The sequence below is a fragment of the Arthrobacter sp. 10T413_2 genome (assembly GCF_056394205.1).
Window position 1 is genome coordinate 1 of sequence record NZ_JBFTHK010000043.1, and the last position, 16,268, is coordinate 16,268.

At 65.7% G+C, this 16,268-nt stretch carries 14 protein-coding genes; 8 read left to right on the forward strand and 6 right to left on the reverse strand.

The features are described 5' to 3' along the window. The 6 genes from AC1DBQ_RS09405 to AC1DBQ_RS09430 all read left to right on the forward strand — a co-directional run. Positions 1-635: ABC transporter permease (locus AC1DBQ_RS09405; RefSeq protein WP_476928245.1), on the forward strand; the 635-nt coding region annotated here is incomplete at its 5' end. Next, positions 625-2,319: a dipeptide/oligopeptide/nickel ABC transporter permease/ATP-binding protein gene (locus AC1DBQ_RS09410; protein ID WP_476928246.1), complete on the forward strand. Its 1,695-nt coding sequence runs from the start codon at positions 625-627 to the stop codon at positions 2,317-2,319. The genes AC1DBQ_RS09405 and AC1DBQ_RS09410, both read left to right, overlap by 11 nt. Beyond that, a complete protein-coding gene (locus tag AC1DBQ_RS09415) occupies positions 2,316-3,155 on the forward strand; it encodes an ABC transporter ATP-binding protein (protein ID WP_476928247.1) in 840 nt (279 codons plus the stop codon). Before AC1DBQ_RS09410 ends, AC1DBQ_RS09415 begins: the two co-directional genes overlap by 4 nt. A gap of 142 nt (positions 3,156-3,297) precedes the next feature. After that, positions 3,298-4,527: a M20 metallopeptidase family protein gene (locus AC1DBQ_RS09420; RefSeq protein ID WP_476928248.1), complete on the forward strand. Its 1,230-nt coding sequence runs from the start codon at positions 3,298-3,300 to the stop codon at positions 4,525-4,527. 45 nt (positions 4,528-4,572) lie between these two features. Continuing rightward, a complete protein-coding gene (locus AC1DBQ_RS09425; protein ID WP_476928249.1) occupies positions 4,573-5,904 on the forward strand; it encodes an MFS transporter in 1,332 nt (443 codons plus the stop codon). A gap of 195 nt (positions 5,905-6,099) precedes the next feature. Continuing rightward, on the forward strand, positions 6,100-6,375 hold the full coding sequence (locus AC1DBQ_RS09430) for a hypothetical protein (protein ID WP_476928250.1): 276 nt from the start codon (positions 6,100-6,102) through the stop codon (positions 6,373-6,375). 509 nt (positions 6,376-6,884) lie between these two features. Here the strand turns inward: AC1DBQ_RS09430 and AC1DBQ_RS09435 are convergent. Together AC1DBQ_RS09435 and AC1DBQ_RS09440 are read right to left on the reverse strand one after the other, a co-directional pair. Next, positions 6,885-7,742 (reverse strand): prephenate dehydratase, encoded by an 858-nt coding sequence (locus AC1DBQ_RS09435; protein WP_476928251.1) that lies wholly within the window; start codon positions 7,740-7,742, stop codon positions 6,885-6,887. Positions 7,743-8,646: 904 nt separating this feature from the next. Then, entirely contained in the window at positions 8,647-9,975 is a 1,329-nt protein-coding gene (locus tag AC1DBQ_RS09440) for an MFS transporter (RefSeq protein ID WP_476928252.1), read from the reverse strand. Between the two features lie 176 nt (positions 9,976-10,151). On the opposite strand from AC1DBQ_RS09440, the gene AC1DBQ_RS09445 reads away from it, so the two are divergent. Together AC1DBQ_RS09445 and AC1DBQ_RS09450 are read left to right on the forward strand one after the other, a co-directional pair. Beyond that, positions 10,152-10,988 (forward strand): shikimate dehydrogenase family protein, encoded by an 837-nt coding sequence (locus AC1DBQ_RS09445; RefSeq protein ID WP_476928253.1) that lies wholly within the window; start codon positions 10,152-10,154, stop codon positions 10,986-10,988. A 127-nt stretch (positions 10,989-11,115) separates the two neighbouring features. Continuing rightward, positions 11,116-11,913 (forward strand): IclR family transcriptional regulator domain-containing protein, encoded by a 798-nt coding sequence (locus tag AC1DBQ_RS09450; protein WP_476928254.1) that lies wholly within the window; start codon positions 11,116-11,118, stop codon positions 11,911-11,913. A 407-nt stretch (positions 11,914-12,320) separates the two neighbouring features. Here the strand turns inward: AC1DBQ_RS09450 and AC1DBQ_RS09455 are convergent, their stop codons facing one another. Genes AC1DBQ_RS09455 through AC1DBQ_RS09470 form a run of 4 tightly spaced genes read right to left on the reverse strand, consistent with a single transcriptional unit; the run spans position 12,321 to position 16,267 of the window. After that, positions 12,321-13,019, reverse strand: coding sequence for a substrate-binding domain-containing protein (locus tag AC1DBQ_RS09455; RefSeq protein ID WP_476928255.1), 699 nt, complete (start codon positions 13,017-13,019; stop codon positions 12,321-12,323). Next, the gene (locus AC1DBQ_RS09460; protein WP_476928256.1) at positions 13,016-13,990 is read right to left on the reverse strand and encodes an aldo/keto reductase; all 975 of its coding nucleotides are present in this window, start codon (positions 13,988-13,990) and stop codon (positions 13,016-13,018) included. The genes AC1DBQ_RS09455 and AC1DBQ_RS09460 overlap by 4 nt, the downstream gene beginning before the upstream one ends. Further along, entirely contained in the window at positions 13,987-14,940 is a 954-nt protein-coding gene (locus tag AC1DBQ_RS09465) for a Gfo/Idh/MocA family oxidoreductase (protein ID WP_476928257.1), read from the reverse strand. The genes AC1DBQ_RS09460 and AC1DBQ_RS09465 overlap by 4 nt, the downstream gene beginning before the upstream one ends. A 25-nt stretch (positions 14,941-14,965) precedes the next feature. After that, the gene (locus tag AC1DBQ_RS09470; protein ID WP_476928258.1) at positions 14,966-16,267 is read right to left on the reverse strand and encodes a protocatechuate 4,5-dioxygenase subunit alpha/beta; all 1,302 of its coding nucleotides are present in this window, start codon (positions 16,265-16,267) and stop codon (positions 14,966-14,968) included. Between the last annotated feature and the right edge of the window lies 1 nt (position 16,268).

Genomic DNA, 16,268 nt, shown 5'->3' on the forward strand with positions numbered 1-16,268 from the left:
CCATTGCACTGGTCCTGCTCGTTTCCGTGCCGCTGGGCATGGCGGTKGCCATCCTCACCCGCGGCGGGCGGAACCGGTGGCTGGACGCCGGGTTCAACTTCCTCACCAGCCTGGTCTACTCGATTCCGCAGTACGTGGTGGCAACACTTCTCGTGGTGGTGTTTGCCGTGACCCTGCGATGGCTACCGGCCGCGGGGGCGGCGACCCTGAACTCGCTGGTGCTTCCCACGGCGGCCCTCATGTTGGGCCCGATCTGCGTCATCTCCMGGATTGTGCGGCGCGAAACCGCCGTGGTCCTGGACAAGGACTACATCCGGACCGCCCGCGGCTGGCGGCTGGGCGCCCTGCGCACGCATGCCCGCTACGTCCTGCCGAACCTGCTCACCACCACGCTGACGCTCTCGGGACTCATCCTCGCCGCGCAGCTCGGCGGCGCCGTGGTCATCGAAACCGTCTTTGCGTGGCCCGGGCTGGGGCAGGGAATCGTTAACGCGATCCTGCAGCGCGACTATCCCGTGATCCGGGGAATCATCCTTGTCCTCGGACTCCTCGCCACCCTCATCATCATTCTGGTGGACCTGATCCTGGCCATCATCGACCCCCGCAACCTCGGAGGAACCTCCAATGACGTCTAGGTTTAGGAACCGGGAGTTCTGGACTCCCGCCATGGCAACGGGCGCCGCGCTGATGCTCGCACTGATTCTCATCGCCGTCATTGCACCGCTGACCTTGAAGCAGGCGGCCGAACAGCTGACCCCCGACGCCGCTCAGGGACCCGGCCCCGCACACTGGCTGGGCACCGATGACTTCGKCCGGGACCTGCTGGCACGCGCCCTTGTGGCGACTCGGCTGACCCTGCTCATGACCGCCGGTGCAGCGGCTCTGACGGCGGCCTCCGGTATCCTGATCGGCCTGGCCATCTGGCTCTCGGGCCGGCGTGTCCGCGAGGGCGCCCTGCGCGTCCTCGAGACCGCCGTGGCGTACCCCAGCCTGATCTTCGCGCTGGTGATCGCCGCCGTGCTGGAACCGGGTGTGTCTTCCGCCGTCGTCGCGATCGGCATCGCCGGCATTCCCGGTTTCGCCCGGATCACGGCCAATCTGGCCTCCTCGGTGTCCAGCAGCGACTATGTGGTCACAGCGCGCCTCCTCGGCGTCAGCCCGGTCCGCATCGCGGCACGGCACATGCTGCCGAACATGGCCGAGCCCCTGCTGATCCTGTCCGCCACGGTGTTCGCGCTCTCCCTGGTGGAGATCTCCGCGTTGTCCTTCATCGGGCTCGGCGTGCAGTCCCCGGACTACGACTTCGGCAGACTCCTGAACGACAGCCTCGGGGCCCTGTACACCCAGCCGGTCGAGGCCGTCGGCCCCTCTCTCATGATCGCCCTGACCGGGCTCTCGGTCATGCTGATCGGCGACGCGCTGGCTGCCGACGCCGATCCCCGCGCCAAGCGGAGCTTCTTCCGCCGGGTGGTCCACCGGAACCGCACGGTGCCGGTCCCGGCGTCGGACCGTGCACTCGTGCGGGTCGAGAACCTGCAGATTGGTGTCCCCGGCGGGCCCGACCTCGTGAAGGGCGTTTCGTTGAGTATCGATCCCGGTGAAGTGCTGGCCCTGGTAGGCGAATCCGGTTCCGGGAAGTCCCTCACGGCCATGGCCATCGCAGGGCTGCCCACCGAAGGCTTGACGGTGGAGGCCGACCTGCTGCGCGTGGATGACATGAACATGCTGGCTGAGCCCGAACCGTCACGCTTGGCCAAAGACATCAGCATCGTCTATCAAGATCCGGGAACCACGTTCAACCCGGCCCTGCGGATGGGTTCCCAGCTCACCGAGGTGCTCCGCACCCACCAGGGCATGGGAGGGGCCCAGGCACGCCACGTCATCACCCAGGCGCTGGCCAGTGTGAACATCACAGAGCCGGCCCGCCGGCTTCGGCAGCACCCGCATGAGCTCTCCGGCGGCATGCGCCAGCGGGCCATGATCGCCGCCTCGATTGTCACCTCGCCCAAGCTGATMGTCGCCGATGAGCCCACGACGGCGCTCGACGTCACCGTCCAGGCAGAAGTCCTGCGGCAATTTCGCCGCATCCGCCGGGAGCAGGGGACCGCCATGCTGTTCATCTCCCATGACCTCGGTGTCGTGGAAGCACTCTGCGACACCATCCTGGTGATGAAGTCCGGCGAAATYGTCGAGCGGCTGACGTCCGACCAACTGGCCGCCCGAGATGTCCACCACCCTTACACCAAGGCACTGCTGGCCGCCATCCCGGTTCTGGATCGCGGCCCGGTTCCGGAAAATCCTGGAGTTCTCACCTCATGAACGCACACGCAGATGTTCTCAATGTCCCCGGAGGGCCCGGGACAGGCTTTCAACCAAGCGGAACGGATATTCCGCTGGCCGCGTCCGTCCGCAACCTCGACGTCAGCTTCGGCGCCGCCCACGTGCTCAAGGACGTGACGCTCGCCGTCMCCGCCCGCTCCGTGGTGGGGCTGGTCGGCGAATCAGGCTCAGGGAAATCAACCCTCGGCAAGACCCTCGTGGGCATCAACAAACCGAGCAGCGGCGAAATCTTCATCGGCAACGAGGACTTCACCCGGATGCAGGGCAAGCGCCGGCAGCAGATGCGCCGCGAAGTCCAGTACATCCCTCAGGACCCTTACTCCTCGCTCAGCCCGCGCCGCACCACCGGGCAGACCCTGGCCGAAGCACTCGACCCGCACGGCGCGGACCCCCGAGAGCATCGGGACGCCATCGCGGCCGCACTGGAAAGGGTCAAACTCGACCCGTCCGCCGCGACCAAGTATCCGCACGAGTTTTCCGGCGGGCAACGCCAGCGGATCGCGATCGCCCGGGCCCTCATGCTCGAGCCCAAGCTCGTCATCGCGGACGAGATCACCTCCGCCCTGGACGTTTCAGTCCAGGCCGGCGTCATCCGGCTGCTCCATGACATGCGCGGCACCGTGGACAGCGCCATGCTGTTTATCTCGCACAACCTCGCCGTCGTCCAGCAGGTCTGCGACGACGTGGTGGTCATGTTCCAAGGCCGCATCGTCGAACAGGGCCCCATCGACACCGTCTACCGGGACCCGCAACACGACTACACCAGGAAGCTCCTCGYCTCCGTCCCTGGCTCACCCGGCTTCACCCTCGACTGAGGGCGTCAGCGACTGGTCCATGCCGCGGCGGCATGCTGTTCCTGCAATATTGGTCATGGACGGCAGGTAGTGCAGCTCACATACTCGAAAGAAGCCAAACCACGTTTTTGTGGATCGCCCCTACATTCGAAGGGAACACTCCGTGTCCGTCGCCAAAATTCTTGAAGATGCCCGCGAGCTCCACGGCGACATCGTTCAGTTGCGCCACGAGCTGCACCGCCACCCAGAGCTGGGTCTGGAACTGCCCCGCACCCAGGAGAAGGTACTCGAAGCGCTGGCCGACCTGCCGCTGGAGATCACCCTGGGCACTGGCCTCACCTCCGTGGGTGCCGTTCTGCGCGGCACCGCCGCAGACACGTCCGACGGCGCCGCCCGGCCGGCCGTTCTTCTACGCGCAGACATGGACGCCTTGCMGCTCCAGGAGGAAACCGGCGTTAGTTTCACGGCGGAGGTGGCCAACCGCATGCACGCCTGCGGCCACGACCTGCACACGGCGATGCTCGTCGGAGCGGCACGCCTGCTCGCCGAGCGCCGCCACCAACTGGCCGGTGACGTCGTCTTCATGTTCCAGCCCGCCGAAGAATTGCTGGCGGGCGCTCCGATGATGATTGAGGAAGGCATCCTGGACCTGTCAGGCCGCCGGGCCGACGCCGCCTACGGCCTGCACGTCTTCAGCGCGGGCGGCAATACGGGCCGCTTTGAAACCAAGCCGGGCGTGATGATGTCCGCCGCGGACGCGCTCTTTGTCAAGGTCATAGGCCGCGGCGGTCACGGGTCGGCGCCGCACCAGGCGCAGGACCCGGTCCCGGTTATGGCAGAAATGATCCTCGGCCTCCAGCACATGGTCACGCGCCAGTTCAACGCCCACGACCCCGTGGTGGTCTCGGTCGGAATGGTCAAGGCCGGCGAGGCCATCAACGTCATTCCGGACACCGCCGAATTTGGCGCGAGCCTCYGGATGTATTCGGACGAGGCCAGGACCAAGATGCGGTCGGCCATTCCGCGCCTGCTGGAAGGCATCGCATCTGCCCACGGGGTGGAAGTCGACATCAACTATCACGTGGGGGGACGCGTCACGGTGACGGACGAGGCCCGGACCGCATTTGCCGCCGACCAGATCACCGAACTCTTCGGCGCCGAACGCCACCACCGGCTCGCCGCACCGCTGGGCGGGTCCGAGGACTTTGCCGACGYCCTCGCCCGCGTGCCCGGCAGCTTCATCTGCCTGGACGCCACCCCGATTGCCGGCGGCCCGGACGCGGCGTTCAACCACTCCCCGCGCGCGGCGTTCGATGACAGCGTCCTGGTTGACGGTACCGCCCTGTACACCCAGTTGGCCGTGGGCCAACTGGCMCAGCTCGCCGGCGTCTGACCTTCCCCGCCACCCCAATCCTTMCCCCAATACCAAGGACTTTTGATGATGGACCCAACAACTGACGGMACGGCGCACCTTGCCGTGCAGGAAAAGATCCCGGCCGCCCGGGCATCGCTCAAGGCGACCAAATCCCAGCGGCAGACTCTCGTCGCCACCGGCATGGGCAACGCTCTCGAATGGTATGACTGGGGCATCTACTCTGCCTTCGCCATCTACTTCGCCACAGAGGTCTTCAACCCCAAAGACCCCCTGGCCGCGCTTTTGGGGGCGATGGCGGTCTTCGCCGTAGGTTTCGTTGCCCGCCCGGTTGGCGGCCTACTCTTTGGCTGGATGGCGGATCATCTTGGCCGCCGCGCGTCGATGATCTCCACCGTGGGCCTCGCATCGTTCGGATCCCTCATGATCGCGCTGGTTCCTACCTACAACTCCACAGGTGCCTGGGCCGCCGTAGTGCTTCTCACTGCCCGCCTCCTACAAGGGCTGGCCCATGGCGGTGAAATGCCCTCCGCCCAGACCTACATCGCAGAGTCCGCTCCGGCGTCCCGCCGCGGTCTCTGGTCCTCGTTGATCTACGTCTCCGGCACCTCCGGCATTGTGATCKGGCTGCTGTTCGGGGTGCTGCTGAACACGGTCCTCAGTAAGCCCGAGATGCAGTCGTGGGGCTGGCGTATCCCTTTCGTTGTCGGCGCGCTACTKGGCCTGTACACCCTGATTGCCCGTTCAAGGATGAAGGAAACCGAGGCGTTCACCGCCGCGAAGGCGACCGTTCGCCAGCCGATGTGGCCGGAGATCCGCAAGAACTGGCGCTCCGCCCTCCGAGTGATCGGCCTCGGCGTCGGGGGTACCGTCTGCTACTACGTCTGGTCTGTCAGCGCGGTTCAGCAGGCTGTCATMATTCACAAAATGGACCAGGGAACCGCACTTCTGGCCAGCGTTCTAAGCAACGTCGTACTGATCATTTCCTTGCCGTTCTGGGGCAAGTTCTCTGACCGTTTCGGCCGCCGACCCAGCCTTTTGATCGGCACCGGTGTGCCCATCATCCTCTTCCCGCTGCTGGTAAACACCGTGGGTCAGAGCTTCTGGTCCCTCTTTCTGCCGGCCACCATCATCCTGGTATTCATGGGTGCAACGCTGTCCATTTCACCCGCGGTGTTCGCAGAGCTCTTCCCCACGCGGATCCGCACAGTGGGCGTCGCTGTGCCCTACGCCGTTGCCGTTGCCGTTTTCGGTGGGACGGCACCGTATCTCCAGAACTGGGCGAATGCGTCGTTCGGTCCGGGAGCGTTCACGATCTATGGGGTGGTCCTGCTGGCAATCTCCACGCTGGTCGCGTGGAGTCTTCCGGAAACCCGGGCGAAGGACCTCACCGAATAGACCGGCGGCGAGGGCGTCCTTCAGCAAGAGGCTGATCAGTAGGACAGATGTGAGTGGCCCCAGGGCCGATAGCGGAGATGCCATCCCGGCGCCGTGATGCTGGACTCCTTGGCTGCTCGGGGGGAATAGCGGGGGCTGCGGCGGTCTTGTTCTAACTGGGGCGTCGACGACCGGCTGCCTCGTGAAAGGACCTCATTGCCCACTCCCTTTATCCCGTTCACCATGCGCGCTACTGTCCGCGAAGACCACAAGCGCTCCTTCCGCTTGGACTTAGAACGTCTTACCGGCGGTCATCGCGGGTGGGCGCCGCTGGATGTCGTCAAGTCCACCGATACCCAGGCGCTGCTGCGAGGAGCGATCGAGCGCAGCGTTCACACCGCTACCGACGAGAGCCTTGCCCGCTACCTCCAGGATCGCTTTGTCGCTGATAACGATATTTATTTGGATCTCACTGTMTGCATCGGGCGCTAGCAGACGACCACGCAAGCCCCGGACCACGCTGGTCCGGGGCGTTTCCATGTGATCGAAAGGCAGCCGGGACACGTACCGTCGCGCCCCTTGAAGGCATCGTGGCCAATTAGTGCAACAAATACTGGGAGCATTGTCTGATGCGATTCGCACGCTAAGCGACGGTTATGCCTCTTTGCGTGTTCATTTGTTGGGCTAACGGTCGTAGCAATTCATTACAAAGAAAGGCCCCGGTCCCCTGCGATTCGGGGCGCGGGGAGTGTCCGTTTAACGGTGTATCTGGCTAGTCACGCCGCGCGGTGATCCCGTTGACAAACTGACAGAGAAATCCGGGGCCGCCTGCGAGCTGGTGAGGATGCCCAAGGAGCAGGACGTGGCCCCGAACGGTCCTGACGGGCTGCTGAAGATGCTGCCAAGACCGTCATCGATTAGAAGCACGATTTTGGAGTGCGGTTTCCCTGAGAGTGGCAGCCAGGGAGCGATGTGACCGATGGCCCTTCAGTCAGTTGCGCTCAGCTGCTGAGTGCCCGTGCGGTCCGATGGTCGGCAGCGGGGTAGACGCCCAGGATGCGCACCTCGGTGGTGAAGAAATCCAGCTCCTCGAGGGCCAGTCGGAGCGGCAGCTCCTCGGGGTGGCCCTCCACGTCCACCATGAACATGGTGGCGGCGAACTCGTCACCCACCATGTAGCTCTCCAGCCGCGTCATGTTCACCCCGTTCGTGGCGAACCCGCCCAGCGCCTTGTAGAGCGCCGAGGGGACGTTCCGGACGCKGAACACAAAGCTGGTCACTGCCGGCCCGGCCAACTCATCCCGGGTGGGCAGGTTCTTTTCCTGGGCCAGGACCACGAAGCGGGTGGTGTTGGAGGGGTCGTCCTCAACGCGCGATGCCAGCACCTCCAGACCATAGATCTGGGCCGCCAGCGGGGGAGCGAGGGACAGTTTGGCGGGGTCGTTCCATTCCCGGACCTCCCGGGCGGATCCGGCGGTGTCGCCGGCAATGACGGGCCGGAGCCCGGCGTCGCGGATCAGTCGGCGGCACTGTCCGAGGGCGTGGATGTGGCTGTGGACCTCGGTGGCACCTTCGATGGTGCTGCCCGGGATGCCCAAGAGGTCGAAGTGTATGGGCAGGAAGAACTCGCCCACGATCTGCAGGTGCGACTGGGGAAGCAGAATATGGATGTCCGCCACGCGGCCGGCAATCGAATTCTCGATCGGGATCATAGCCAGGTCGGCCTCCCCGTTGGAAACCAGCTCGAAAGCGTCCTCGAAGCTGGCGCAGGGAACGCTTTCGAACTCGGGGAACATCTGTTGACACGCGATATTGGAGTTGGCGCCGGGTTCACCCTGGTACGCAATCTTCTGGGCCATGGTCCGTATGCTTTCACCTCAGGGGCCAGCTCACCCAACTGGATACCCACTGTGTCCCTTCGGGACCTCCGTCAGGGGCTGAAGATGCGCTTTTGGTCGACTGTCGACGCCGTAGCTCTATGCCTGTCTTCTGGTCTTGCAGGCGCCGGTGGGCACACTGGCAATCTCTTGGCGGGGCAGAGCCGGCTCTCCCCGGGAAATGGAACGCCGATATTGGACCATCTGTCCGCCGCCGCAGAGGGTGCCGGATGATGCGGCTGACCGGAATCCACACCGGGAGGCTCCTGGCGCAAATACAGGACAGCGGCACCCGGCTTGGAGAGTGGGGCCGCAATGCTCTGAACTTGCGAATTTTGGGGTGTGTACATTGTGCACATTTTGGGCTGCGGATCGGGTCGCACCGGTGCCGGATCGGGCCGGATTCCGCRTGTTTCCGCGGGAGCCCAGTGTTTGCAAGGGCTGGAATACAGTTCGAGTCCCACCTCGGGCGCAGCATTCCCCCTCGTCAGAGGGGGTTTTTGCTTTAACGTGTGGACATTGCCCTGGTTGGGTCCCTCTGGCGCTGTTCCGTTGCTGGTGCCTGACCGCCGCGGTGGCCTGTTCGGTTGTCTGGGTGGCGGGTTCAGGGCCCTGGCTGGTGGGCCCTCCACCTGCCGGGATGTGAGGTCATCCACCTCTCCTTTCTTGCTTGTCCTGGTGGCTGTGGTTGGTCTTGTACCTATTCATGTCGAGGGGTTGCGTTGATGAAATGACCTGAGAGAAGTTCTCTGACGATTTTTTGCTTCGATTCGCTGATTCGTTTGGCCACGGGGGAGGCTGCTGGTTCTTTGTCCGGTCAAAGGTGGTGTGTACGTTGTCCACACGCGTACACGTTATGCCGTGGCACATTAGTGACCCCCTGTCCTCAGTTGACGGGGTTGCCGAGTTCGCGCAGTGGGGTCTTGCTGGTTTCGCGGGCCCATGCGGCGCCGGCGACGGCCAGGAGCGAGGAGGCGGCGACGATCCAGGCGGCCGGGCCCCAGTTGGCCTTGTCCGGGCCGACCAGCGCGGTGCCGAGCAGCGGGGTGAAGCCGGCGCACAGGATGCCGATCTGCAGCCCGATCGCCATTCCGGAGTAGCGGACCTTGACGTTGAAYAGCTCGGAGAACCAGGCGGGGTAGACGGCGTTCGAGGCCGCGTAGGTGCCGGCGGTGATCAGCGTGCTGGCCACGAAGATCATCGGGATGTTGCCGGTMGAAATCACCKAGAAGTAGACGAATATCATGAGCCCGGACCCGACGACGCCGGTGATGAAGACAATGCGGCGGCCGAACTTGTCCGAGACGCGGGCGGCGAGTGGCTGTGTGGCGATGGCGATAACGTTGCCGAGGATGCTGACCATCAGCATGGTCGATGCGCTCACCCCGACGGCCACGGCGTAGGCCAGGCCGAAGGACTGCATGAAGGTGTTCGTGAMCACCTGGAAGGACATGAGGGCGACCTGGAAGAACTGMRCCGGGTGCGTCTTGAACATTTTGGCGAAGGGCAGTTTCACGAGCTCACCGTGGTCGTGCTTTTCTTCGAAGACCTCCGGTTCTTCCAGCGTGCGGCGGACGAGATACGCGACKAGCAGGACGAAGATGGAGGACCAGAACGGGATGCGCCAGCCCCAGGCGAGGCGGTCGGCTTCGCTCATGGCGGCAACGGGCAGGAAGGCCAGCGAGGCCAGCACGATGCCGAAGGAGATGCCGCTCATCGCGAAGCTCGCGAAGAAGCCGCGGCGGCCGGCGGGGGCCTCTTCCATGGTCAGTGCGGAGGCTCCGGCGGTTTCGGCGCCGGCGGAGAGGCCCTGCATGAGGCGCAGCAGCACCAGAAGGGCCGGTGCCCAGTAGCCGGCGGTGGCGAAGTCGGGCAGCATGCCGATGAGGAAGGTAGCCCCTCCCATCATGACCAGGGTCAGCACCAGGGTGGACTTGCGGCCGATCTTGTCGCCGAGGTGGCCGAAGAGCACCGCACCGAACGGCCGCGCAATGTAGGCGACGCCGAAGGTCGCGAAGGATGCCAGCAGGGCGGCCGTGGGGTCGCCGGGCGGGAAGAAGATCTTGGAGAAGATCAGCGAGGCCGCGGTGGCGTAGATAAAGAAGTCGTAGTACTCCAGGGCGCCGCCCAGGAACGCGGCCAGGGCGGCCTTCTTGGCCCGCTTGAGCTTGCGCTCTTCCTCGACGACCGTGGGGCTGGTTGCGAGTTTGGTCATGGTGCTGGTCCTTCCGCACTGAAAGACGGTGGTTTGGGGATGGGAGATTTTTGAATGTGTGCGCATACCGAGCAGCTGTGCGGTATGCGATTATGGAATAGCATACCGCAGCGTGAGGTGCCTCACAACGACTCATTGCTTCACCCTGCGGTTTCCCGACTCTGAAAGGCGGCATCATGGATAACCAGACACCGGCATCCCGGCTCTTCCTCATCGGCTCGGAAGCCTCGCAGGCCATGTCGCCCGGGMTGTGGAATCCCGTCCTCGAAGAACTCGGCAGCCGCTGGAGCTACGAGGCCTGGGACSTGCCGCGCGGCGTACCCATGTCCGGGGTCCGCGCCCGGTTGCTGGAGTCCGACGTCGTCGCCGCCAACGTCACGATGCCCCACAAGCAGTGGGCCGCGCAGGCCGCCGACGTTGTGACCGAAGCGGTCCGGCTTAGCGGCGCTTCCAACTTGCTCATCCGGGACGGGCGGAGGCTGGCCGCGCACAACACCGACGTTGCCGCCGTCGCCGGACTGCTCGGCGGCCGGCACCAGCGCCATGCGGTCATGCTGGGGGCCGGCGGCGCCGCCCGGGCAGCTCTCGTGGCGCTCAAGGGGCTGACCGGCAGGGTMACCATCGCCKACCGGGACCCGGACGCAGCGGGGGAGCTGCTCGCCCTGGCCGGGAGCCTGGGCATGGACGCGGAGACGGCCTCGTGGGCGGATGCCCAGGAACAGGCGTCCCGGGCCTCACTGATCGTCAACGCGACGCCGGTCGGCAAACGGAGCGACGACGCTCCAGTCTGGGGCGGGGCCCGGCTGGCCGGGGACGCGTTCGTCTACGACTTCGTCTACGCCGGACACGTGACCGGCACGATTGCTGCCGCGAGGGAACAGGGGCTGTGCTGTGCCGACGGCTGGGACCACCTGCGCGCCCAGGCAACCTCCATKATCCCGCTCCTGGGCCTGGCGCCGCAGACGGACGCGCTGCTGCAGGGCACGCTCGCCGCCATCCAGACGAAGAGCTGACATGCAGCCCACGCCGTGACGCAGGCGCCGCCGTCGTTGTCCCGGGCCTTATATGATCGAAAACAAGCCTGCAGCCTTTTTCGTATCTGCCGGGTAAACGTTCAGATGCAGGGGAGACAGGGAATCCATGGAGGAKCAACCGGCCTATTTTGTGAAGTCAGTGGAAAAGGCCTTCGAGGTCCTGCTCGCCTTTACCCCGGAGACTCCTCGGCTGACCGTTTCCCAGGTCGCCGCCAAGGCGGACATGACCCGGGCCTMCGCGCGGCGGTTCCTGCTGACCCTGACGGATCTGGGCTACCTCCGCGCCGACGGCCCGCATTTCGAACTGACGCMCCGCTCGCTGGACATCGGCCGGTCGTTCCTGGCGAACCTGAGCCTCCCGGGGGTGGCAGAGCCGCACCTGAAGTCACTCGCCGGGCGGCTCAACGAAACAACCTCGCTGTGCGTCCTGGACGGCACCGACGTGGTCTATGTCGCCTGCGTGCCCTCGCCGCGGCTCCTCAGCGTCTCCATCAGCGTGGGCACACGGTTCCCCGCGTGGGCAACGTCGATGGGGCGCGTCCTCCTGGCSGCGCTCTCAGAACCGGAACTGCAGGCGTACTTCGACTCGGTCCATCTGCAGCGCTTCACCGAGCGTTCCGTCGGAAGCGTCGACCAGCTCCGGGCCGAAATCGACTCGGCACGGGCCAAGGGCTGGTCGATGGTGTCGCAGGAACTGKAGGAGGGCCTGCGCGGGGTKGCCGTGCCGGTGTGGCGCGGCAACGACGTCGTCGCGGCCATCAACGTGTCCCTGCAGACGCACCGGGCTCCGGCGGAAGCCATCGAAAAAACGGTCGTTCCGCTCCTGCAGGACGCTGCTCGGCAGATCGGCAACGACTACGGCGGCCGGCAGGCCGGAGTGTCCACGATCGTCGGGCGACGTTAGTACGTTGCGCCCCAACCGGCCGTTCAGGGGCTGGAATGCTTGAGGCGGGTGTCACGAACTACCCCAATCGATGATCAATGGTCCCGGATCGAGCCGTGGGTTCAACCAACGTGGACCTGTCGTTTCGCAACAGGTCCTCTGAACGCAGCGCATGCGGGGCCCGGCAACCAATCGACCGTGAAGCGCTGCGCCTGGACGCACAGCCTGCCCGGGGCCGTCTGGGAATTTGCAGGCTCATACGGAGGGCCGAACGGCCTCAGGCGTTTGGCCCAGCTCGCCGAGGACCCCGGTGCGAAGTGGAAAGCAGGACCGCGCTTCGCCCGTTMGTTCTCCACGGTCGTCTGCGCGCCTCTCATCGGTCTAAACGTCTGCAGGACCCGTATCAGTCAATCCGTCACGGCAGGGCCTCAGGGCGCGCGAAAACTGTGCGCCGACTTGATGGATGCCGCGAGGTCGGAGCGGAAGAAGGCCAACAGCTCCGCAGCGTCCGCCGCGTTGCTGGAGGATGTCGCGACAGCACCCGCGAAGACCGTGCTGATCGCGCAGTCGGCGGGGAGGACGCCRAGGATGCGCACGCCGGGCTGCCCGACCAACTCGCTGAGCTGCTGCAGGCCGAGATCGACCTCGCCGTCGGCGAGCAGGCGCGCCACGGGCACGCCTGGACGGGCCTGCACCAGCCCGTCGCGGACCTMATCGGTCATGCCCCAGTTGTCGATCATTCGCAACAGTTCGGTTCCGCTCGGACCGGTGGAGTATCCGATGCGGGATGCCGCGCGCAGGGCGCTGCGAAACTCATCGGCATTCGCAAAGGCCGTGCCTTCGGGACGTTTGGCTGCATCGGGGCTGCGTGCGGGCACGCCTACGGCTACCTCCGACAGGACGATCGGGGCGATGGATGCCGGATCGACGTGCCGCTCGGCAGCGAGGCGTTGGAGAGCGTCCACGGCGAGGAACACAAGGTCGAACGGCTCGCMGGCGGTAACCCGCTGGGCGGCGTCCACTCCGCCGACGGATTCGAGCTGCAGAAGCGGTAGCCCCGCCGCGGCGGCAGCTTCAGCGAGGTCGGCGAGAACGTGGCGGGTGGCCATCGACGAGATCGCCCTCATGCGGCATCCTCGAAGGTCTCGGCGTCGACTTCGGCGGCAGATGCCGGTGCATAGCGCGCGCCAGAGATGGTGGCCGTGCCAATCAGCTCGCCGGCCCGCGCCAGCAGCGMGCCGTCGACAGAGAGGCCGACCGCCGCCATGTTCTCGCGCAGGTGCGCGACGCTCGTTGTTCCCGGGATCGGCAGAACGTGATCGCCGCGGGAGAGCAGCCAGACCAGCGCGAGCTGTGCTGGGGTGCAACCGGCCTCCGCAGCCAGCTCACGCCAAGAGGCCAGCAGCGCCGCATTCGCACCCCAGTGCTCGGGCTGGAAGCGCGGCATGCTGCGGCGGATGTCGTTTGGGGCCAGCTTACCTGGGTCCTTGATCGCATCGGCCAGGAAGCCCCTTGCGACCGGCGAAAACGCAACCAGAGTCACGCCGTCCTCGCGAGTGGCGTCGAGCATGCCAAGCTCGGCATTGCGACTCCACAGCGAGTACTCGTTCTGCACAGCCGCGATAGGGGTGACTGCCTGCGCCTCGCGCAGCCGCGCCACCGACACCTCGGACAGGCCGATTGCGCCGATCTTGCCCGCGGCGACCATCTCGGCCAGCGCGCCGACGCTATCGCCGATCGGCACCTTCTTGTCCCAACGGTGCAGGTAGTACAGGTCGATGTAATCGACGCCAAGGCGGCTCAGCGAAGCATCGACCTGTGCACGCAGCGTATCGGGGCGTCCATCGATGACTTTCACGCCGTCGACGGACGCCATCCCGCATTTGCTCGCCAGGAAGACCTCGTCGCGGCGCCCCGCGATCGCAGCACCGACAAGTTCCTCGTTGCGGCCGCCGCCGTACAGTGTTGCCGTGTCGAGCATCCCGATGCCTTCATCAAGAGCCGCGCGCAGCATCGCCAGCCCCTCGTCACGCGACGGGGGGACGCCGTACGCGTGGCTCAGCGACATGCAGCCGAGCCCGGTGGAGGGCAGCCTCACGCCAGCTGCTTCTCAAGCGAGCCGAGCACGCGGTAGCAGTCGATCACCTGGCKAAGCGACGAGTTCGGCTCGCGTCCCTCCCGGATAGCCGAGATGAACTCACGATCCTGCAGCTCGATACCGTTCATGCTGACAGCGACGTGCGACACGTCGATCGACTCCTCACGGCCGTTGTAGAGATCGTCGTAGCGCGCGACGTAGGTCTCGGTGTCGCCGATATAGCGGAAGAACGTGCCGAACGGCCCGTTGTTGTTGAACGACAGCGACAGCGTACAGATCGCGCCCGACTCGCTCTTGAGCTGGATCGACATGTCCATCGCGATGCCGAGTTCGGGGTGGATCGGGCCCTGGATCGCGTTCGCCTGCACGATCTTGCCTGCCTGGTAGGCGAACAAGTCGACGGTGTGCGMGGCATGATGCCACAGCAGGTGGTCGGTCCAGGACCGGGCCTCGCCCTTCGCGTTMGTGTTGGTGCGGCGGAAGAAGTACGTCTGCACGTCCATTTGCTGCACGTGGAACTCGCCCGAGGCGATCCGGTTATGTACCAACTGGTGCGAGGGGTTGAARCGGCGGGTGTGGCCGACCATTGCGACGCGATTGGATGATTCAGCCGCCTCGAGCGCTGCCTCGGCGTCCACGAGCGAGTCGGCCAGCGGAATCTCGACCTGCACGTGCTTGCCGGCAGCGAGCACCGCCTGGGTCTGAGACGCGTGGAGCCCCGTGGGCGTCGCAAGGATCACCGCGTCGACGTCGTCGCGCTCGAGCACGGCGTCCAGGCCGACAACGGCGTTCGCGACGCCGTATTTCTCGGCGACCGCCTGGGTCGGTTCGAGCCGCGTGCCGCTGACGACGGTCACCTCGGCATCGGGGATGTTCATCAGGCCGTCGAGATGTTTCATGCCGAAGGCGCCTGCGGCGCCGACGACGGCCACACGGATCTTGTCAGTCATGGGGGCTCCTTTGTTGCGGATGCGGTCAGTCGGTCGGGTTCGTGAGAACAAGGTGGCCGACGGCGGTGTTCGACGCCGGCACGTGGTAGAACCGGTGGTCAACAGAAGGCGCCCCGCCGCCKAACTGGTCGTCCATCGCGCCGCGCGCGATCAGCCAGTCGACGAGCTCGATGCCCTCGGAGCCCGCCTCATCGACGTACTCCATGTGGTCCCACTCGGTCAGGCCCAGCGGGTCGGCGATGAGGTGGTCGAGGAACGCGTTGTCCCACTCCTCGTTGATGAGGCCGGCGCGCGGACCCTGGAGCTKGTGGCTCATGCCGCCGGTGCCCCAGATCTGCACGTTGAGCTCCGGGCCGTCCCACTTGTCGAGGGCGCGGCGAAGGGCCTTGCCGAGCTCGTAGCAGCGGCGGCCGGACGGCACCGGATACTGCACCACGTTGACGGCCAGCGGGATGACCTTGCATGGCCACTCCTCGACGTCGCCGAAGACGAGCGAGAGCGGCACGGTGAGCCCGTGGTCCACGACCATCTCGTTGACGAGGGTGAGGTCGAAGTCGTCCTGGATGACCGACTGCGCGATGTGCGCGGCGAACTCCGGGTAGCCCTTCACGTCGGGCACAGGGCGGGGGCCGTAGCCCTCGTCCGCGACCGGGTACTCTGCCCCGGTGCCGAGCACGAAGGTGGGGATGATCGACGAGTCGAAGGCCGTGGCGTGGTCGTTGTAGACGAGGATGACGACGTCGGGCGTATTCTCCTTGGCCCACCTGCGGGTCCACTCGTACCCGGAGAACACCTTCTTCCAGTACGGCTCCTCGGTTTTGCCGAGGTCCATCGCGGCACCAATCGCCGGGACATGCGAGGTGAACAGCGCCGACATGTACTTCGCCGGGGCGTTCTCGCGCATGGTCGCGGACTTCTCGCGCGGCGCCGGCGGGACCCAGCCGTCGAGGTCCTTGAGGCGGTTGCCCTCGGGGCGGCGTCCGCCGCCGATCATCATGTCGCGGTAGGCGGCCTCGGACATGCCAGTCATGGAGCCGGCCATCTGCTGGAAGCTCAGGCCGTGCGTGGCGCCGATCTTGCTMAGGAAGTAGATGTTGCCGCCCTCAGCCATCATGGCGTTGAGGTCCATGTCCAGCACAGCCTGGCGCTGCTTGGGCGAAAGGGGCCACTCATCGAGGTACGCCTCGCGGTCGGCCAGGTAGCGCTTGCGGTTCTCGGGCTTCATCAGCGACATCGAGAACTGGTTGAGGTGGTATCCCTTGCGGGCCATCTCCGCGTCGAAGATGATCGTGCCGGGAACGTCCTTGTACGGCTTGTCGAGTGCCATG